Genomic DNA, 19,492 nt, shown 5'->3' with positions numbered 1-19,492 from the left:
GATCGGGCGTGATCGACAGCTATCACAGTACGGTACTGGACCGTACTGTACAAGAGACGCGAGCGTACACATTCATCGAAAGTTGGCTGACCGGGCGGTGACTGCGGCGCTACCGGCTTTTCCTGGTCAGGCCGGGGATGATGAACCCGTCGACCAGCGCTCGCACGGTGCTGCGGGTGGGCGGTCGGTCGGGGATGATGGACCGGAAAATGAGGTAGCCGGGCAGCAGGTCCCAGAGCTCATCGGTGATGGCGCCCTCGTCGATCTCGCCGCGGTCCACGGCCTGTTGCAGGACGTGCTGTATCAACGCCCTGCGCTGGTCGAGGAATTGATGTTGCAGGGCATCGTCCAGCGCGGGATGGCGCGACACCTCGACCATCACCGCGCGAATCGTGCTCGCGAGCTGGCCGCCCTCCTGGCAGACCGTCTCCCCCAGGCGCAGCAGGTCGCCCCGCAGTGTGCCGGTGTTCGGCGGGACCGCGACCTGGCGCACGCCTTCGATGAAGGCGGCCAGCACCAATTCGGCTTTCGAGGGCCAGCGCCGATACACCGTGGCCTTGCTGGCGCGGGCGGCGCTGGCGACGGCATCCACCGTCAACCGGTCGTATCCGTGCTCCTGCAACAGCCGCAGGGTCACCGCCAGGATCTCCGCCTCCCGGGGCGACCAGGCTGACGCCTGCGTGCACGGGTCGGCCGTCTGGGTCATAACGCCCACGATAGAGCCGCCCGCGCGGTGCGGCCCAATTTCGGACGAGGCCGCTACCTCGGTGTCACGAGAGCGCGTTCGATGTCCGCGACGAGGTCGTCGGTGTCTTCGATGCCCAGCGAGATGCGCGCGAAGCCATCGCCCACGGCATCGCCCCAGCGTGCCCGGCGGTCCACCGACGTGTGCAGGCCACCGAAGCTGGTCGACGCGATGAGCAACTCGCTGTTGGCCACGAGGGCTTGCACCGCGGCGAAGTCGGCCAATTCGACCGAGACCAGAGCCCCGAACCGGCGCATCTGCGCCATGGCCACGCGATGCGCCGGGTCCGCAGCCAACCCCGGGTAGCGCACCACCCTTGCCGCGGGGTGGCGGGCCAACATCGTCGCCACCGCCCGGGCGTTCTGGCATTGCCGCTCGAAGCGCAGCCCGGCGCTTGCCAGGCTGCGCAACAGCAGTCATGCCTCGAAGCCGCCCAGGATCGCACCGGCGAGCAGTCGTTGCCGCTCCACGGCGGCGAGCAACTCGGGCTCGTTGGCGGCGACGTAGCCCGCGAGCAGGTCGCTGTGGCCGGACAGCGACTTGGTGGCGCTGGCCACCACCGCGTGGGCGCCCAGCGACAGCGGCTGCTGGCCCAAGGGCGTAGCGGCGGTGTTGTCGACGACCAAGCGCGCATGGCGATCGCGGCAGATGGTGGCCAACCGGTGCAGGTCAACCACATCCAAGGAAGGGTTGACCGGAGTTTCGGCCAGCACCACGTCGGCGACCGCGGCGGCGTCATAGATCTGCTCGCTCGACGCCTCGATGACGGTCACCCCCGCGGGCGCCAGGTCTTCCCTGGCGAAACGGCGCACTTGGTAGTAGCCGTCGGCGGGCACCGCGAGGGTCGAACCGGGCTTCGCCAGCGCCCGCAGCACGGCGCCGATGCCCGCCATGCCCGAGCCGAAAACCAGCGCTCCGGTCCCTCCCTCCAGCTCGGCGAGCGCCGACTCCAGTTGTCGCCACGTCGGGTTGGAGCTGCGCCCGTAGTTGTCCAGTGCGCCGGTGTCGTCGCCGGACAGGTGATAGGTGGCGGCGAGCACGGCCTGCGGTGCCACCGGCTGACCCGAGACCGGCTGTGGACTCGCCGCTTTGAGGCTGCGGGTGGAATCGCCGTATCGACCGGTCATCGGCTAGTCCGCCGGGCTTTCCGGGGGACCCTCGGCCAGCAGGTTTCGGAAACCGTCCTCGTCGAGGACGGGCACGCCGAGCTCCACGGCCTTGTCGTACTTGGAGCCCGGTGAATCGCCGGCGACCACGTAGTCGGTCTTCTTCGACACCGAACCGGCGGCCTTTCCGCCGCGGGCGATGATCGCCTCCTTGGCGTCGTCGCGCGAAAAGCCGGTCAACGAACCGGTGACGACAATCGTCAGGCCTTCCAAGGTGCGGGGCACGCTGGCGTCCCGCTCGTCGGCCATCCGCACCCCGGCCGCGCGCCACTTGTCGACGATGGCGCGATGCCAGTCGACGGTGAACCACTCGGTGAGGGCGGCGGCGATCGTCGGTCCGACACCCTCGACCGCGGCCAGCTGTTCGGTCGACGCGGACATGATCGCGTCCAGGCTGCCGAACTCCGTGGCCAGGGCGCGCGCGGCGGTCGGCCCGACATGCCGGATCGACAGCGCCACCAGTACCCGCCACAGCGCGACCGTCTTGGCCTTGTCCAGGTTGTCCAGCAGCCGCCTGCCGTTGGCGGACAACGCGCCGGCCTTGGTCCGAAAGAGCTCGGTGCGCAACAGGTCGTCCTCGGTGAGGGTGAACAGATCTCCCTCGTCGGCGATCACCCCGGCCTTCAGCAGCGCGATGGCGGCCTCGTATCCGAGCCCCTCGATGTCCAGCGCTCCCCGACCGGCGACGTGGAAGACGCGCTCTCGCAGCTGCGCCGGGCAGGACCGGGCATTGGGACAGCGGATGTCGGCGTCGCCCTCCTTGGCGGGGGCCAGTGTGGTGCCGCATTCGGGACACGTTGTGGGCATGACGAATTCGCGCTCGGACCCGTCCCTCAGGTCGACGACGGGGCCCAGCACTTCCGGGATCACGTCGCCCGCCTTACGGATCATGACGGTGTCACCGATCAGCACGCCCTTGCGCTTGACCTCGGCGGCGTTGTGCAGGGTGGCCAGCCCGACGGTCGACCCCGCCACCTTGACCGGCGTCATGAATGCGAACGGCGTGACGCGCCCGGTGCGCCCGACGTTGACCCGGATGTCGAGCAACTTGGTTTGCGCCTCCTGGGGCGGATACTTGTATGCGACGGCCCACCGCGGCGCCCGAGACGTCGTCCCCAGCCGGCGCTGCAGCGCGAAGTCGTCGACTTTGACTACCACGCCATCGATTTCGTGATCGATCTCGTAGCGGTGCTCACCCCAATAGTCGATCCGGTTCTCGACGGCGGGAAGGCCGCGCACGCGCGTGGTTTCTTCGGCCACCGGCAAACCCCAGGCTTTGAGCGCGGTGTACGCCTCGTGCAGCGTCGCGGGCGCGAACCCGTCGGTGCGGCCGATGCCGTGGCAGATCATCCGCAGCTTGCGCCGGGCGGTGACGGCCGGGTTCTTCTGGCGCAGCGAACCGGCTGCGCTATTACGCGGATTGGCGAACGGCGGCTTGCCGTCCTCCACCAGGCTCGCGTTGAGCGCCTCGAAATCGGCCAGCATGAAGAACACCTCGCCACGCACCTCGAGCAAGGCGGGAATCGGCAAATCGGCACTTGGGGTGAGCCGCTCGGGCACGTCGTCGATGGTGCGCGCATTGAGCGTCACATCCTCGCCGACCCGGCCGTCGCCGCGCGTGGCGGCCCGTTCCAGCCGCCCGTCGCGGTACACCAGGGACAACGCCACCCCGTCGATCTTGAGTTCGCACAAGTAGTACGGCTCGCAACCGATCTCTTTCTCGACGCGGTTGCTCCAGGCGACCAGCTCGTCGCGGTCGAACACGTCGTCGAGGCTCAGCATCCGTTCGAGGTGCTCGGCCTCGGTGAAGTCGGTGGCGAAGCCCGCCCCGCCGACCAACTGGGTCGGGGAATCCGGAACCCGCAGCTCCGGGTAACGCTCCTCCAGCGCGACAAGGTCGTTGAACATCTTGTCGAATTCGGCATCGGAGACGATCGGCGCGTCCTTGATGTAGTAGCGGAACTGATGTTCGCGGACTTCGTCCGCCAGTTCCTGCCACTGCCGCCGGACCTCGGGCGACACCGAATCAGCTTCTGCTGAGCTCACCCTCGCAGGCTATCCGAGGCCGCCGACACCGGGGCTACCCCGCTCGCTTCCGCCCAGATTGCCGCGGTGGTTGTCATCGACCGAGCGGGCGCGACCGTGACGGCAATCTCGGCGGCATCGAGCCACTAAATGGCGTCGGGGTCCTCCGCGAATGCCTCGGCCGCCCTGCGGGCCAGCTCGATCGCCAGGCGGGCCCACTCGGGCGTCGCGCCGGCCAGACCACACGCCGGGGTGATGCCGATGCGATCGCGCAGCGCCGAGCGTGCGAAGCCGAGGCGATCCGTCACCGCGACCAGCGCGGCCGCCACCTCTTCGGCCGACGGCCGCCGCGGCGGGGCGCTGGCGGCAACCACCCCCAACATGACCGCGCGACCCGACTCCACGAACGCCGCCATACCGTCGAGATCCGCCGCGACCAGCGTGCTCGCGTCCACCGATACCGCACCAATGCGGCTGTCCCGCAACACGTCCCACGGCAAGCCCGGGGCGCAACTGTGCACCAGCACCTCGCCTCCCACCGCGGCGACGCAGGTGTCGAGCAGGGCGACGGCCACCGCCGCGTCCAGCGGGGCGACGGGGCTCAGCGCCGTGACCCCGGTCAGCCGCCCGCCCAACGCCTTCGGCAGCGACGGCTCGTCGAACTGCACCGCCACCGGCGTCTCGAGCCGCCGGGCCAGCGCCGCGCGGTGGGCGGCGACGCCTTCGGCCAGCGACGCCGCCAGATCCCGCACGGCGCCGGTGTCGGTGATCGCCCGATGGCCGTTGGCCAGCTCGACCTCGGCCGCCAGCGTGATCGGCCCGGGGGCCTGCACCTTGACCACGCGGTCGCCACCGCGGAGGCCGGCCACCTCCCAGGCCTCTTCCAGCGCGTCCATGTCCTCGTCGAGCAGGCTGACGGCGCGGCGGGTGACGGCGCCGGGCCGGGCGACAAGGCGATAGCCCCGCGGGGCGATATCGATGGCCACATCGATCAGCAGCGCGCCCGACCGACCGAGCATGTCAGCGCCCACTCCCCGGGCGGGCAGCTCGACGATGTGGGGCAGCGCGCCGGCCAACTCCCCGACGACGACCTCGGCGGCCTCCCGGGGCTTGCTGCCGGGCCACGACCCGACGCCGCTGGCCTTCGCGAAAACACTCACCGGCCCAACCGTATTCGACGCGACCTCACGCACCGGCGGCCAGGGGTGTCCGCCGCGCGGCAGCGCGGGTAGGTTCGAGGCGAGAAGGGGTGCGAAACGTGTCGCGGATGCTGCGATTGGCACGGCCGCTGCTGTTGTGCGGGGCCGTGGGGCTGGCCGCGGCGTGCACCCGGGTGGTGGACGGCGCGGCGGTGGCCGAATTCGGCGCTCCCCGTAGGGTCGTGCAGGGCGTCAACGTCGACACGATCCTGTTGGACCAGTCACGGATGCGCGCGATCACCGGCGCGGGCGAGCACCTGACGATCATTCCCTCCATGGACGGCACCAGCCCGGTGGACATCGACGCTCTCGCCGATACGACGCCGCGCGAGTGCCGGTTCATCTACGCCGAGACGGCGACGTTCGGGCCCGACGTCGAAGAGTTCCACAAGACCACCTTCCAGGACCCGCCCGACGGCGCGCTGATCTCCGAAGGGGCCGCCGCCTACCGGGATGTCGACACCGCACAGCGCGCTTTCGGCGCGCTGGTGGCCACGGTCGGTGATTGCGCGAACGGCTCGGCCGGCCAGCAGTACGTCGGCGACTGGAAGGCCGACGCCGCCTCGCTGCACCTGCGTCCGGGTGGCTGCGGTCGCGATTACCGGTTGCGGTCGGTGGCGATTCTGGAGGTCACCTTCTGCGGCTTTGCCCAATCGGTGTCCGACATCGTGATGACGAACATCGTCGCGAACGTGCCGGCCTAACGCGCGGTGTCGGCGATGGTGGCGCTGCCGAGCACCTCGTCACCGTCCGGGTCGGGGCGATACAGCACCAGCGTCTGGCCGCGCGCGACGCCGCGCAGCGGGACGCGCAACCGCACGACCAGCTCGTCGCCGACCAATTCGGCTACGGCATTAGCGGTTTCGCCGTGCGCCCGCACCTGGACCGCGCACTCGACGGGGCCCGATGGTGGCCGCCCGGCGGTGAAGACCGGCTCCCGGCCGCGCAACTCGCGCACGTCGAGGTCGGCCGCCTCGCCGACCCGAACGGTCGCGGTGTCGGCATCGATGGCCGTCACGTAGCGCGGGCCCCCGTCCGGGCCGGGACCGCCGATGCCCAGGCCCTTGCGCTGGCCGATGGTGAAGCCGTGCACCCCGTCGTGCTCGGCGAGCACCGCGCCGTCGGGGCCGACCACGGTGCCGCGGCGGACCGCGATGCGCTCGCCCAGGAAGGCCCTGGTGTTCCCGGACGGGATGAAGCAGATGTCGTGGCTGTCGGGCTTCTCCGCGACCGCCAGGCCGCGGCAGGCGGCTTCGGCACGAATCTGCGCCTTGGGGGTGTCCCCGATCGGGAAGGTGGCGTGGCGCAGCTGCTCGGCGGTCAGCACGGCCAACACGTAGGACTGGTCCTTGTCCGCATCCACCGCGCGGCGCAGCCGCCCACCGGACAGCCGGGCGTAGTGGCCGGTGGCCACCGTGTCGAAGCCCAGCGCAACGGCTTTCGCCGAGAGCGCCGAGAACTTGATCCGCTGATTGCAGCGCACGCAGGGGTTGGGCGTCTCGCCGCGCGCGTACGACGACACGAAGTCGTCGATCACGTCCGCTTGGAACCTTTCGGCGAAATCCCAGACATAGAACGGGATTCCGAGCACATCCGCGACGCGGCTCGCGTCCGAGGCGTCTTCTTTCGAGCAGCACCCACGCGAGCCGGTGCGCAGGGCGCCGGGGGAGGTCGACAACGCCAGGTGCACGCCGACCACATCGTGCCCGGCGTCGACCATGCGGGCGGCGGCGACCGACGAGTCGACGCCACCGCTCATCGCGGCGAGGACCTTCACTTAGGGAGCCCCCGCAGCGGCCAGTGCGGCCCGGCGCGCGCGGTCCACCGCCGCGGGCAGCACCTGCAACACCGCGTCGATGTCGGCGTCGACGCTGGTGTGCCCCAATGACATGCGTAACGACCCGCGGGCGTTGGTCGGGTCGGCGCCCATCGCAAGCAACACATGCGACGGTTGCGCGACGCCCGCGGTGCACGCTGATCCGGTCGAGCACTCGATTCCGTTGGCGTCCAACAGCATTAACAGCGCGTCGCCCTCGCAGCCGCGGAATGTGAAGTGCGCGTTGCCCGGCAGCCGCCGCGGGTCAGGGGCACCGTTGACACCGACGTCCTCGATGCCGGCCAGCACTCCGTCGATCAGGCGGTCCCGCAACACCCGAAGCCTCGCACTGTTGGCCTCGATCCCGTCCACCGCGATTCGGGCCGCGGCCGCCATGCCGACCGCACCGGCGACATCGGCGGTGCCGGAGCGAATGTCGCGCTCCTGCCCGCCCCCGTGTGACAGCGGTACACACGTCACGTCGCGGCGCAGTAATAACGCGCCCACGCCGGGAGGACCGCCGAATTTGTGCGCGGCCACGCTCATCGCCGAAAGGCCGCTGGCGGCGAAGTCCACCGGCAGCTGGCCCACCGCCTGCACGGCGTCGCTGTGCATCGGGACCTTGAATTCGGCCGCGACGGCGGCCAGCTCGGCGGCCGGCATGACGGTGCCGACCTCGTTGTTGGCCCACATCACCGACACCAGCGCGACATCGTCGTGGCTGCGCAGCGCCTCGCGCAGCGCGCCCACCGACACCGAGCCGTCGGCGGCGGTCGGCAGCCAGGTCACCTCGGCGCCTTCGTGTTCGACGAGCCAGTTCACCGAATCCAGGACGGCGTGGTGTTCCACCTCGCTGGTGATGATGCGCCGATGGCGCGGTTCGGCGTCGCGGCGCGCCCAGTAGATGCCCTTGACGGCCAGGTTGTCGCTTTCGGTCCCGCCGGCGGTGAAGATGACCTCGGACGGGCGGGCGCCCAGCCTGTCGGCGATCAGCTCGCGGGATTCCTCGATGCGCCGCCGCGCCGCCCGGCCGCTGGTGTGCAGCGAAGAGGCGTTGCCGACATTGCCCAGCACCGCCGTCATCGCCTCGACGGCGGCGGGGTGCATCGGCGTGGTAGCGGCGTGATCCAGGTAGGCCATGACCCGACCTACGATACCGGCAGGTCCGAGGGCTACCCGTGCCAGTGGCGATCGCAAGCGCGGCGCAGGGGGCACCTCCCGCTTGCGGGGGACCGCGCGCTGCGGGTCTCCACCACCCGGCTAGGAGGCCACCAGCACGGGCCCGTGGCCGGCGGGCCGGACCGCTCCGGCGCGCACCGCCGATTGGCAGCGGCTCGCCAGGACCCGCCGATCGGTCCCCGGGAGCTGCAGGGATTCGACGTGCACCCGCGCCAGGGTGCGGCGCACGGTGAGCAGCCTGCAGATAGACCGCGGCAGTGTCTCGTCGCCGACGAAGGCCGGCACGGTCGAGACGCGGCCGTCGACGTGGTGGTAGCTCAGCCCAAGCGGCTGCACCGGACGGCCGGCGTCGATGGCGGCCTGGAACATCGCCGGATAGAAGGTCCCGCGGCCTCGGTGCGATTGCCCGGCCCCGTGCCCGGGTGCTACCCGGCCGGCATCGTCGCCGGGTGAACCACACCAGGTGGTGCCCTCCGGAAAGCACACGACCGTCTGCCCGGCCCGAAGCCGGCGTGCGACGGTGTCGACCACCGCCGGCAGGCGCCGCAGACTGGACCGCTCGATCGGGATGATCTTCAGGAGACGGGCCACGATGCCGGTGGCGGGCCCGGTGAACATGTCGGCCCGGGCGACGAACGACCCCGGCAGCACCGACCCGATGGCGAAGACGTCGAGCCACGACATGTGCGGGCTGACCACCAAGACCCCGCGCAGGTTGCGAATTGGGCTGCCCGAGACCGTGATCCGAATTCCGAAGCAGCGCAACACCGTCCGGCAATAGACGCGCTGCACGCGCGTCCGGCCGGGCAGCGGCACCGCCAGCAGCGCCACCCCCGGCGCCAGCAGCAGCGCCAGCATGACGCGAAGCGTCACCCGCAGCGCCACCAACAGCTTCAACGAGCAGGCCACGTCGCCCGGCCGCACACAACCGGCGTCACACGATGCGCGCGGTAACCAGGGGTGCCCAGTGCGACCGGGAGTGCTCATCGGTCGCCGCCGGCCAGCTGCGAGGCGGCCGACACGGAGCGCAGCCGCTTCAGATATCGGGTGTCGGCGCGCCGCTTGTCCAGCAGGACGCAGAAATCGCCCACCCCGAAGTCGGGGTCGTGCGCGGGCTCACCGCACACCTGGGCGCCCAGCCGCAGATAACCGCGCATCAGCGCGGGGACCGACGGCCGCGCGGGAGCCGGAATCTCGTCGAGCGCCTTCCCGCCGACGATCACCGGCCGGTGTGGACGCACCCGGTACCGCGGCGGGGCGGCGTGACGGCTCAGGATGAAGTCGCGGACGCCGCGTAGCTGGCTGCCCGGGCCAGCGGAATCTCCGTCGATAGGCACCGAGACGCAGCCGGTCACGTAGTCGTAGCCGTAGCGGTCCAGGTAGGCCAGGATGCCCGCCCACATCAGCAACACGACGCCGCCGTTGCGGTGACCTTCGCGCACCGCGGCGCGTCCCATCTCCACCAGCGAGGGCCCCAGGGGGTCGAGAGCGCGGATGTCGAATTCCGTCGCGGTGTACAGGCCCCCGGCCGCGATCGCGCCCGCCGGGGCCAGCATGCGGTAACAACCCACCAGCTCGCCGGTGCCGTCGTCGCGAACCAGCAGGTGGTCGCAGTGCTCGTCGAACCTGTCGACATCCCGTCGTTCGTGGTCGTTCGTCGGCAGGGCGAAGCCGGGCGTGCTGCTGAACACGTCGTATCGGAGCCGCTGCGCCGCCTCGATCATGCCGGGGTCGGTGGACAGCAAGAGCGAGTAGTGCGGTCCGGCGGGCGACGCCATCGTCACACCGTCGGGCTTGTCGCTGGGAATCAGGACAGAAGCGATGCTCATGTCGACCAACGTTGCGTAGTCGATGAGCGAGTCGGCGTCGTGGCTGTGACGTGTCCGTGCACGTCAGGTGACGAGATGTGGTTGCGGGAGCGCTGAACCCGGGCTCCCCCCTCAAGAGCCCGGGTTCAGCGACTCTGCAGCGGTGCGCTCCAGCGGACCCGGGTGCCGCCGTTGGACGGACAAAAAATCGCGCAATCGCCCCCGAGCTCCTTGGCGCGGCGGGCGATCTCCTCAAGGCCCCCGTGGCCCTGGTTGCCCGAGGCGGCCCCGTCCCCGTCGTCGGTGATCTCGATGAGCAGCTCGTCCGTGACGGTGACGTCGACGGCGACGGTCGCGGCGCGCGACTGGCGCACCGCGTTGCTGAGCGCTTCGCTGATGACGGCTTCGGCGTGTGCGGCGAGTTCGTCGCCCACCGCGGTCATCGTCCCCGCCATGCGCAGGGTCGTCCCCTCGTGGTCGTCGGTGAGGCGCGAGATCGCGTCCTGGACACGCTCGGCGAAACTGCGCCGCCGGGACGGCGGGTGCTGCAGATCAAAGACGGTGCGCCGGATGTCGTCGATGACGTCCTGCAGCTCGTTCACGGATTGGGTCAGCCGCGCCGCGAGTTGCGGTGAGCGGAGGCGGGCGGCGATGCCTTGCAGGTCCATACCGACGGTGAAGACACGGCTGATCACCTGGTCGTGCAGGTCGCGGGCGATGCGCTCCCGGTCGACCAACACGCTGAGCTCGCGCGCGTTCCGTCGTTCGGTGGCCAGCGTGAGGGCGATCGCGGCATGGTCGGCGAAGTCGCGAACGAGGTCGAGGTGCCCTTCTTCGAAAGGACGCGCGTCGGTGTTGCGGGCCACAATGATGACGCCGAGCGTCTGCTGGTCGGATCGCAGGGGCATCAGGATCGCGGGTCGCTCGCCGACGTCGGTGAACGCGCGGATGGGACGACGAAACGTCTCGGTGAGCAGGGGTCGCCCGGACCGGAATACCTCGCCGGTGGTGGATCCCTTGACCGGAACCTCTTGACCCAGAACCTCTTTGGCGTGTAGGCCAACCGCCACGGACACGACCAGGCGGTCTACCTCATCGCTTGGTTGGTCGGGGTCGGCTGGCACGAGGACGATCGCCTGCTCGGCGTCGGTGAGCTGCGCTGCGCGTTCGGCGATCAGCTGCAGCGGGCATAGATCCGGGCGCGACTCGGAGAGCAGGGCGTTGCTGATCTCGCGGCTGGCGTCGGTCCATCGGGCGCCCACGCGGGCCCGGTCGAACAGCCGGGCGTTGTCGATCGCCACCGATGCCGCCGAGGCGAGCGCCTGCACGGTGATCTCGTCGGCGTCGCTGAAGCTTCGCCCGGGTCGATCGTCGGTCACATACAGGCTGCCGAACACCGCGCCGCGGATGATGACGGGCATCCCGAGGAAGGCCCGCATCGGCGGGTGGTGCTCCGGGAATCCAACGGCGATCGGATCGCCGGACAGGTCGGTCATGCGCAGCGGCTCGGTGCGGTCGCGCAGGGCGCCCAGCACGCCTTTGCCCACCGGCAGATGACCGATCAGCCGCACCGCTTCGGGGTCCATTCCGCTATGCACGAATGAGGCGAGGGTTCCCTCGAGTCCCCACACCCCGATGGCTCCGTAGCGGGCGCCGGTCATGCCTATTGCGGCGGCCACGATGCGACGCAAGATGGCGTCGAGATCGAGATCGGACCCGATCTCGATCGCCACCTGTAGCAGCTGTCCCATCTGCTGGCGGTCGGCAACCAACTCGTCAAGTTGCTCGTGCATCCGGCTCAGATAGTCGGGGCGACGCAGCCCGAAAGCCGATTTACCCTCGTCTTCACGCATCTCCCGACCCTCCCCGACTGATGCCTGGCGGCCGGGAAGCCAAGTCAGAGCCCCAGCTGAAAATTGTTTGCTGGGCTGGCCGAGTCACCGTCGGGGTTACTCCTTGCTTCGCCGGTAGAAGCCACCTTAGCAGTCCCAAAGACGAAAATTTTAGGGGTTTGCTATGCGTTACGAATAGTCGTAACATGCCGTTATGGCCGCGTGTCGCGTGCAGTGTTGGCAGTGCGGCACGGCCTTCTACGGTCGCGCCGACGCGCGCTACTGCAGTGGGGCGTGCCGGCAGAAGTCTCACCGCTCCCGCGCCCGACGCCGTGCCGCCGATGAGCGGGTGCCCGCGCCCGACCTGGGGGATGCCATTGCGCGGGCGCGCCAAGCCCGTGAGACGGCGCGCGCCGCCCGCGAGCTCGCGGAGGTCACGCGCCGCCACAGCGCCGACAGCCGTACCCGCATTGCGCCGGCCGAGCGCGGAAACCGATAGGCCCCTTCGGGTCCAGGGCAGCGCGCGTGTCGCATACGCGAGAGCCCCCGACACCGGGTGTCGGGGGCTGCTCAAGCCGAGGAGCTCAGCCCTTGCGTGCCTTGATGGCTTCGGTCAGCTGCGGAGCGACCTTGAACAGGTCGCCCACCACGCCGTAGTCGGCGATCTCGAAGATCGGCGCTTCTTCGTCCTTGTTGACCGCGACGATCGTCTTGGACGTCTGCATGCCGGCCCGGTGCTGGATGGCCCCGGAGATGCCCAGCGCGATGTAGAGCTGCGGCGACACCGTCTTGCCGGTCTGGCCGACCTGGAACTGGCCCGGGTAGTAGCCGGAGTCGACCGCGGCGCGCGACGCACCGACGGCGGCACCCAGCGAGTCGGCCAGCGCCTCGACCACGCTGAAGTTCTCCGCGCTGCCCACCCCGCGGCCACCGGACACCACGATGCTGGCCTCGGTGAGTTCCGGACGGTCACCGGCAACCGCGGGCTCGCGGGCCGTGATCTTGGTGGCGTTCTCGGCGGCCGCGGGCACCTCCACGGTGACCTGCTCGCCGGCGCCGGCCTGCGGCTCGGCGTCGATGGCGCCACCGCGCACCGTGATGACCGGGGTATCGCCGTTGGCCTGCGACTCGACGGTGAACGCACCACCGAAGATGGAGTGCACCGCCTTGTTGCCCTCCTGGACGCCGACCACGTCGACCAACAGACCGGATCCGATGCGGGCCGCGAGCCGGCCCGCGACCTCCTTGCCGTCGGCGTTGGCGGACAACAGCACGGCGGCGGGCGCGTTCGACTCGGCCAGCGCGGCCAGCACGTCGACCACCGGGGTGATCAGGTAGTTCTCGGCGTCGTCGGACTCGGCGACGTAGATCTTGGCGGCGCCCGCCTCCTTCAGCCCGTCGACCAGCGGCGCGGCCGTTCCGGGCTTGCCGACCACGACGGCGGCCGGCTCGCCCAGCGCGCGGGCGGCGGTGATGAGTTCGGAGGTGACCTTCTTCAGTGCGCCTTCGGCGTGCTCAACGAGCACCAAAACTTCAGCCATGATTTCTTCGCTCTTCTCGTCTGTGGGATGGGTGCTCGTCTAGATGATCTTCTGGCCGACCAGGTACTGCGCGATCTGATTACCGCCCTCGCCCTCGTCGGCGACCTTCTCACCCGCGGTCTTCGGCGGCTTCGGCGTCGACGACAGCACCGTCGAGCCGGCGTTGGCAAGCCCGACCTCGTCGCTTTCCACCCCGATTTCGGCCAGGGTCAGCACCGTGACCTCTTTCTTCTTCGCGGCCATGATGCCCTTGAAGGAGGGGAAGCGCGGCTCGTTGATCTTCTCGGTCACACTGACCACGGCGGGCAGCGACGCCTCGAGCGTGAACAGGCCCTCGTCGGTCTCGCGCTCGCCGGTGACCTTTCCGCCCTCGATCGACAGCTTGCGCAGGTGGGTCAGCTGCGGAAGGCCCAGGTATTCGGCGATGATCGCCGGCACCGCGCCGCCGGAGCCATCGGTGGACTCGTTACCGGCGATGACGAGCTCGGTGCCCTCGATGGTGCCCAGCGCGCGCGCCAGCGCCCACGCGGTTTGCACCACGCAGGATCCGTGCATGCCGTCGTCCTTGAGGTGTACGGCCTTGTCGGCTCCCATCGACAGGGCCTTGCGGATCGCCTCGGTGGCACGTTCGGGGCCCGCGGTCAGCACGGTCACCGACCCCTCGCCACCCTCCCGCTCGCGGATCTGCAGGGCCTCTTCGACGGCGCGCTCGTTGATCTCGTCCAGCACCGCGTCGGCGGCCTCGCGGTCCAGCGTGTAATCGCCGTCGTTCAGCTTGCGCTCCGACCAGGTGTCTGGGACCTGCTTGATCAGGACCACGATGTTCGTCATGAGTGTGGTTCGTCCTCCTCGAAGGAGTCTCGCAGCAGTCGACCACGAGACTTTCAATACGCGTTGTGCAGCGCACGGTCGTGTTACTACTCGGTAACTTTGTGCAGCCTGCCTTCACACCATAGCGGGTCGTACTGCACGTTCTTGCGGCGTGTCTACCGTCCGCAACCGGGGTAGCCCGGTTCCCCGGTTCGCGAATCCGACACTTCGCGTTAGCCTGCCTATGCGATGAGCGCAACCGTCCCCGACGTTCCCTGGCACAGCCCCGGCGATCCCTCGCCCGCGGCTGACCCGGTGCTGACGCTGACGGGGGAACGCACCATCCCCGATCTGGACGTCGAAAACTACTGGTTCCGCCGCCACCAGGTGGTTTACCAGCGACTGGCCGGACGCTGCGCGGGTCGCGAGGTGCTCGAGGCCGGCTGCGGCGAGGGGTACGGCGCGGACCTGATCGCCGGCGTCGCCCGCCGGGTCGTGGCCGTGGATTACGACGAGGCCGCCGTGGCCCATGTGCGCGCCCGCTACCCCCGGGTGGAGGTCATGCGGGCGAACCTGGCCGAGCTGCCGCTTCCCGATGCGTCAGTGGATATTGTGGTCAACTTCCAAGTCATCGAGCACCTGTGGGATCAGGCACAGTTCGTCGCCGAGTGCGCCCGGGTGCTGCGTCGCGGCGGATTGCTGATGGTGTCCACACCCAACCGGATCACGTTCTCTCCCGGCCGCGACACCCCGATCAACCCGTTCCACACCCGGGAACTGAACGCCGGCGAGCTGACCGAATTGCTGGTCGACGCGGGTTTTCGGGAGGTGTCGATCAGCGGGCTGTTCCACGGTCCGCGGCTGCGGGAGATGGATGCCCGCCACGGCGGCTCCCTCATCGACGCGCAGATCGAGCGCGCGGTGGCCGATGCGCCCTGGCCGCCGGAGCTGACGGCGGATGTGGCCGCGGTGACATGTGACGACTTCGACATCGTGGAAAGCGGCCGCCGGGACATCGACGACAGCCTGGATCTGATCGCGATCGCGGTAGCGCCGTGAGCAATTCGCACGACCGGGTGCCCGGCATGTTCACCCTGGTTCTGCACACCCACTTGCCGTGGCTGGCCCATCATGGCCGGTGGCCGGTCGGCGAGGAGTGGCTCTACCAGTCCTGGGCGGCGGCCTACCTGCCGCTGATGCGGGTGCTGACCACGCTGGCCGACGAGGACCGCCGCGGGTTGATCACCCTGGGCGTCACTCCGGTGGTGAACGCCCAGCTCGACGACCCGTACTGCCTTGATGGCATGCATCACTGGCTGGCCAACTGGCGGCTGCGGGCGGCCGAGGCCGCCAGCGTGCGGTCGGCTCCCCGGTCGAAGTCGGCCGGCTACCAGTCATGCACGCCGGAAGCGTTGCGCGACTTGGGGATCCGCGAATCCGCCGAGGCCGACGCGGCGCTGGAGGACTTCGCGACCAGGTGGCGGCACGGCGGAAGCCCGCTGCTGCGCGGCCTGATCGACGCCGGCACGGTCGAGTTGCTCGGCGGCCCGCTGGCCCACCCGTTCCAGCCGCTGCTCGCGCCGCGGCTACGCGAGTTCGCCCTGCGCGAGGGGCTGGCCGACGCGCAGTCGCGCCTCGGGACGCGAACAGGGCAGGGCCCGAGCGGGATCTGGGCGCCCGAATGCGCTTACGCCCCCGGCATGGAACACGACTACGCGGCCGCGGGCGTCACCCACTTCATGGTCGACGGCCCGTCACTGCACGGCGACACCGCGCTGGGCCGACCCGTCGGCGACACCGGCGTGGTCGCGTTCGGGCGCGACCTGCAGGTCAGCTATCGGGTGTGGTCACCCAAATCCGGTTACCCGGGGCACGCCGCCTACCGCGACTTCCACACCTACGACCACCTCAGCGGGCTGAAGCCGGCTCGGGTGACCGGCCGCAACGTGGCGTCGGAGGCCAAGGCGCCTTACGATCCCGAGCGCGCCGACCACGCGGTCGACAGCCATGTCGCCGACTTCGTCGAGGTGGTCCGCAACCGGCTGACGAGCGAATCCGAGCGGATCGGCCGGCCCGCCCACGTGGTCGCCGCTTTCGACACCGAACTGTTCGGCCACTGGTGGTACGAGGGCCCGGCGTGGCTGCAGCGGGTGCTGCGCGCCCTGCCCGACGCCGGCGTGCGGGTGGGAACACTCAGCGACGCCATCGCCGGCGGATTCGTCGGGCGCGCAGTGGAATTGCCGCCCAGTTCGTGGGGTTCGGGCAAGGACTGGCAGGTGTGGGCCGGCGACAAGGTCGCCGACCTGGTTCAGCTCAACAACGAAGTGGTGGACACGGCGCTGAGCACCGTCGACAAGGCGCTGTCGCAGCAGGCGTCGCTCGACGGGCCGCTCCCCCGCGACCACGTGGCCGACCAGATCCTGCGCGAGACCCTGCTGACGGTCTCCAGCGACTGGCCGTTCATGGTGAGCAAGGACTCGGCCGCCGACTACGCGCGCTACCGCGCCCACCTGCATGCCCACGCCACCCGGGAGATCGCCGGGGCGCTGGCGTCGGGCCGGCGGGACACCGCGCAGCGGCTGGCCGACGGATGGAACCGCGCCGACGGTTTGTTCGGCGCACTGGACGCCCGCAGGCTGCCCCGATGAGCGTTGCTTCGCCCGCGAGCGACCGTGTTTGTACGACGACACGCCGCCGCGGCTGGCATTTTGGGGACTCTCGGGCCGCGGTAGAGGGATAGCGCGTGAAAATCCTGATGGTGTCGTGGGAATACCCGCCGGTGGTGATCGGCGGGCTCGGCCGGCACGTGCATCACCTGTCGACCGCGCTCGCGGCGGCCGGGCACGAGGTCCTCGTGCTGTCCCGCCGCCCCTCGGGCACCGATCCCAGCACACACCCGTCGTCCGACGAGGTGGTCGACGGCGTCCGGGTGATCGCGGCCGCCCAGGACCCGCACGAATTCTCCTTCGGCGCCGACATGATGGCGTGGACGCTGGCGATGGGCCATTCCATGGTCCGCGAGGGGCTGTCGCTGACGCAGCGCGGCACCAACCGGCCGTGGCGTCCCGACGTCGTGCACGCGCACGACTGGCTGGTGGCCCATCCCGCGATCGCGCTCGCCCAGTTCTACGACGTGCCAATGGTTTCCACCATCCACGCCACCGAGGCCGGACGGCACTCGGGCTGGGTGTCCGGCGCCATCAGCCGTCAGGTGCACGCCATCGAGTCCTGGTTGGTACGCGAATCGGATTCGCTGATCACGTGTTCGGCGTCGATGGCCGACGAGATCACCGAGCTGTTCGGTCCCGGGCTCGCGGCAATCACGGTCATCCGCAACGGCATCGACGCCGCGCGCTGGCCGTTCGCCGAGCGGCGGCCGCGGACCGGCCCCGCCGAACTGCTCTACCTCGGCCGGCTGGAGTACGAGAAGGGCGTGCACGACGTCATCGCCGCCCTGCCGCGAATCAGGCGCACCCACCCCGGCACCACGCTCACCATCGCCGGGGAGGGCACCCAGCAGGAGTGGCTCGTCGAGCAGGCCCGAAAGCACAAGGTGCTCAAGGGAACCCGGTTCGTCGGGCACCTCGGCCATGACGAGCTGCTCGCGGTGCTGCATCGGGCCGATGCCGCGGTGCTGCCCAGCCACTACGAGCCGTTCGGAATCGTCGCGCTGGAAGCCGCCGCCGCCGGCACTCCGCTCGTGACGTCCAACATCGGGGGCCTGGGCGAGGCGGTGATCAACGGCCAGACCGGGGTCTCCTGCCCGCCGCGCGACGTCGCCCGGCTGGCCTCGGCCGTGCGGGTCGTGCTCGACGATCCGGATGCGGCCCAGCGGCGCGCCCGAGCCGCCCGCGAACGGCTCACCTCGGCCTTCGACTGGAACACCGTGGCGGGCGAAACCGCGCAGGTGTATCTGGCGGCCAAGCGCGGCGAGCGGCAGCCCCAGCCACGCATGCGCATCATCGAACATGCCTTGCCGAACCGCTAACCTGCAGTGATGGGGCTGGAATATTCGAGCGTGGTGGAAGCGCCGATCGCCGACGTATTTGCCTGGCACGCCAGGCCGGGCGCGTTCGCCCGGCTCTCGCCGCCGTGGCAGCCGATGCGGCTGGTGACCGAGGCCGCCTCGCTCAAGGACGGGCGGGCGACGCTGGAGCTGCCGGGCGGGCTGCGTTGGGTCGCCGTCCACCAACCCGACGGCTACGACCCGCCGAGGCGGTTCGTCGACGCCATCGGCGGTGACGGGCCGGCGGCGCTGCCGGCGCGAATCGCGATGCGCTGGCGGCACACCCACGACTTCGAAGACATCGGTGACGGCCGCACCCGGGTCATCGACCGGGTCGACACGCCGGTGCCCGGGTCGCTGCTGCGCCCCATGTTCACCTACCGGCACCGTCAACTGGCCGACGACCTGGCCGCGCACCGGCTGGCCGCCGAGCGCGGGCTGACCCCGGCGACGGTGGCGGTCACCGGGGCGTCGGGGCTGGTGGGTTCGGCGTTGACGGCGTTTCTGAGCACCGGCGGCCACCGCGTCATCCGGTTGGTCCGCGGCGACCCGAGGGGCGACGACGAGCGCCAGTGGAATCCCGACGACCCCGACCCGGGGCTGTTCGCTCGCGTGGACGCCGTGATCCATTTGGCGGGCGCCTCGATCGCCGGCCGGTTCACCGAGAAGCATCGACATGCGATCCGCGAGAGCCGGATTGGCCCGACCCGCCGGCTGGCCGAAGCGCTGGGCCGGACCCCGCACCGGCCGGCGGTACTCATCTCAGCGTCGGCGATCGGGTACTACGGCTCCGACCGCGGCGACGAGATCCTCACCGAGGACAGCGACGGGGGCGACGGTTTTCTCGCCGACGTGGTGGCCGACTGGGAGGCGGCGACCGAGCCCGCCGAGCAGGCCGGGGTCCGGGTGGTGCGGGTGCGCACCGGCATCGTGCAATCCCCGCGCGGCGGCACGTTGAAGCTGATGCGTCCGTTGTTCAGCGCCGGGCTTGGTGGCCGGCTCGGCAGCGGCCGGCAATGGCTGTCGTGGATCGGCATCGACGACCTGATCGACATCTATCACCGCGCATGGTGGGACGACGCGCTATCGGGCCCCGTCAACGCCGTTGCCCCACAACCGGTTCGCAACAGCGAGTACACCGCCACCCTGGCCCGCGTCCTGCACCGGCCCGCGGTGCTGCCGGTGCCGTCGCTGGGGCCCCGCGTGCTGCTGGGCGAGCAGGGCGCACGCGAACTCGCGTGCGCCAGCCAGCGGGTACTGCCATACAAGCTCACCGCCGTCGGGCACCGGTTCCGCCAGCCGGACCTCGAGCAGGCGCTGCGCCACCTGCTGGGCCGGGTCGCCGGGTAAAGGATCTCCGCATTT

Annotated in this window: 15 protein-coding genes and 1 pseudogene; 5 read left to right on the top strand and 11 right to left on the bottom strand. The window is 70.2% G+C overall.

Going from position 1 to position 19,492, the window contains the following annotated elements:
- Positions 1-109 precede the first annotated feature (109 nt).
- The 4 genes and pseudogenes from KXD96_RS11315 to KXD96_RS11300 form a co-directional block, all read right to left on the bottom strand.
- Positions 110-718, bottom strand: coding sequence for a TetR/AcrR family transcriptional regulator (locus KXD96_RS11315; RefSeq protein ID WP_260745328.1), 609 nt, complete (start codon positions 716-718; stop codon positions 110-112).
- A 41-nt stretch (positions 719-759) separates the two neighbouring features.
- Positions 760-1,872 (bottom strand): annotated as a pseudogene (locus KXD96_RS11310) (cystathionine gamma-lyase).
- A 3-nt stretch (positions 1,873-1,875) separates the two neighbouring features.
- Positions 1,876-3,957: an NAD-dependent DNA ligase LigA gene (gene ligA / locus KXD96_RS11305; RefSeq protein WP_260744636.1), complete on the bottom strand. Its 2,082-nt coding sequence runs from the start codon at positions 3,955-3,957 to the stop codon at positions 1,876-1,878.
- 125 nt (positions 3,958-4,082) lie between these two features.
- Positions 4,083-5,096: a methionine synthase gene (locus tag KXD96_RS11300; RefSeq protein WP_260744635.1), complete on the bottom strand. Its 1,014-nt coding sequence runs from the start codon at positions 5,094-5,096 to the stop codon at positions 4,083-4,085.
- 107 nt (positions 5,097-5,203) lie between these two features.
- On the opposite strand from KXD96_RS11300, the gene KXD96_RS11295 reads away from it, so the two are divergent.
- Positions 5,204-5,839, top strand: a complete 636-nt coding sequence (locus KXD96_RS11295; RefSeq protein WP_260744634.1) for a sensor domain-containing protein — start codon at positions 5,204-5,206, stop codon at positions 5,837-5,839.
- On the opposite strand, the gene mnmA is transcribed toward KXD96_RS11295, so the two are convergent.
- The 7 genes from mnmA to KXD96_RS11260 all read right to left on the bottom strand — a co-directional run bounded on the left by mnmA (position 5,836) and on the right by KXD96_RS11260 (position 14,142).
- Positions 5,836-6,912: a tRNA 2-thiouridine(34) synthase MnmA gene (gene mnmA, locus KXD96_RS11290; protein WP_260744633.1), complete on the bottom strand. Its 1,077-nt coding sequence runs from the start codon at positions 6,910-6,912 to the stop codon at positions 5,836-5,838. The genes KXD96_RS11295 and mnmA overlap by 4 nt on opposite strands.
- Positions 6,913-8,091, bottom strand: coding sequence for a cysteine desulfurase family protein (locus tag KXD96_RS11285; protein ID WP_260744632.1), 1,179 nt, complete (start codon positions 8,089-8,091; stop codon positions 6,913-6,915).
- A gap of 120 nt (positions 8,092-8,211) precedes the next feature.
- Entirely contained in the window at positions 8,212-9,117 is a 906-nt protein-coding gene (locus KXD96_RS11280) for a 1-acyl-sn-glycerol-3-phosphate acyltransferase (RefSeq protein ID WP_260744631.1), read from the bottom strand.
- Positions 9,114-9,959, bottom strand: a complete 846-nt coding sequence (locus KXD96_RS11275; protein WP_260744630.1) for a GNAT family N-acetyltransferase — start codon at positions 9,957-9,959, stop codon at positions 9,114-9,116. The genes KXD96_RS11280 and KXD96_RS11275 overlap by 4 nt, the downstream gene beginning before the upstream one ends.
- A 125-nt stretch (positions 9,960-10,084) precedes the next feature.
- Positions 10,085-11,731 (bottom strand): GAF domain-containing protein, encoded by a 1,647-nt coding sequence (locus tag KXD96_RS11270; protein WP_260745327.1) that lies wholly within the window; start codon positions 11,729-11,731, stop codon positions 10,085-10,087.
- Between the two features lie 623 nt (positions 11,732-12,354).
- A complete protein-coding gene (locus KXD96_RS11265; RefSeq protein WP_260744629.1) occupies positions 12,355-13,311 on the bottom strand; it encodes an electron transfer flavoprotein subunit alpha/FixB family protein in 957 nt (318 codons plus the stop codon).
- Positions 13,312-13,350: 39 nt separating this feature from the next.
- A complete protein-coding gene (locus KXD96_RS11260; RefSeq protein ID WP_260744628.1) occupies positions 13,351-14,142 on the bottom strand; it encodes an electron transfer flavoprotein subunit beta/FixA family protein in 792 nt (263 codons plus the stop codon).
- A gap of 228 nt (positions 14,143-14,370) precedes the next feature.
- Here KXD96_RS11260 and KXD96_RS11255 point away from each other — a divergent pair, with 228 nt between their 5' ends.
- From KXD96_RS11255 to KXD96_RS11240, 4 genes are all read left to right on the top strand, one after another.
- Positions 14,371-15,180: a bifunctional 2-polyprenyl-6-hydroxyphenol methylase/3-demethylubiquinol 3-O-methyltransferase UbiG gene (locus tag KXD96_RS11255; RefSeq protein ID WP_260744627.1), complete on the top strand. Its 810-nt coding sequence runs from the start codon at positions 14,371-14,373 to the stop codon at positions 15,178-15,180.
- A gap of 26 nt (positions 15,181-15,206) precedes the next feature.
- Positions 15,207-16,769, top strand: a complete 1,563-nt coding sequence (locus KXD96_RS11250; RefSeq protein ID WP_260745326.1) for a glycoside hydrolase family 57 protein — start codon at positions 15,207-15,209, stop codon at positions 16,767-16,769.
- 95 nt (positions 16,770-16,864) lie between these two features.
- Entirely contained in the window at positions 16,865-18,109 is a 1,245-nt protein-coding gene (locus KXD96_RS11245; protein WP_260744626.1) for a glycosyltransferase family 4 protein, read from the top strand.
- Between the two features lie 9 nt (positions 18,110-18,118).
- A complete protein-coding gene (locus KXD96_RS11240; protein WP_260744625.1) occupies positions 18,119-19,477 on the top strand; it encodes a TIGR01777 family oxidoreductase in 1,359 nt (452 codons plus the stop codon).
- The last annotated feature ends 15 nt before the right edge of the window (positions 19,478-19,492 follow it).

It is taken from the genome of Mycobacterium sp. SMC-2, from assembly GCF_025263485.1.
Lineage (GTDB): Bacteria > Actinomycetota > Actinomycetes > Mycobacteriales > Mycobacteriaceae > Mycobacterium.
Note: the sequence above shows the minus strand (reverse complement) of the source record. Positions and strands in the feature narration are given on the sequence as shown.

What these genes read in the sequence shown, in the direction of transcription:
- KXD96_RS11295 (WP_260744634.1), top strand. Translation starts at nt 5,204, where the DNA reads ATGCTGCGATTGGCACGGCCGCTGCTGTTGTGCGGGGCCGTGGGGCTG.
- KXD96_RS11285 (WP_260744632.1), bottom strand. Translation starts at nt 8,091, where the DNA reads ATGGCCTACCTGGATCACGCCGCTACCACGCCGATGCACCCCGCCGCC.
- KXD96_RS11280 (WP_260744631.1), bottom strand. Translation starts at nt 9,117, where the DNA reads ATGAGCACTCCCGGTCGCACTGGGCACCCCTGGTTACCGCGCGCATCG.
- KXD96_RS11275 (WP_260744630.1), bottom strand. Translation starts at nt 9,959, where the DNA reads ATGAGCATCGCTTCTGTCCTGATTCCCAGCGACAAGCCCGACGGTGTG.
- KXD96_RS11270 (WP_260745327.1), bottom strand. Translation starts at nt 11,731, where the DNA reads ATGCACGAGCAACTTGACGAGTTGGTTGCCGACCGCCAGCAGATGGGA.
- KXD96_RS11265 (WP_260744629.1), bottom strand. Translation starts at nt 13,311, where the DNA reads ATGGCTGAAGTTTTGGTGCTCGTTGAGCACGCCGAAGGCGCACTGAAG.
- KXD96_RS11260 (WP_260744628.1), bottom strand. Translation starts at nt 14,142, where the DNA reads ATGACGAACATCGTGGTCCTGATCAAGCAGGTCCCAGACACCTGGTCG.
- KXD96_RS11255 (WP_260744627.1), top strand. Translation starts at nt 14,371, where the DNA reads ATGAGCGCAACCGTCCCCGACGTTCCCTGGCACAGCCCCGGCGATCCC.
- KXD96_RS11250 (WP_260745326.1), top strand. Translation starts at nt 15,207, where the DNA reads ATGTTCACCCTGGTTCTGCACACCCACTTGCCGTGGCTGGCCCATCAT.
- KXD96_RS11240 (WP_260744625.1), top strand. Translation starts at nt 18,119, where the DNA reads ATGGGGCTGGAATATTCGAGCGTGGTGGAAGCGCCGATCGCCGACGTA.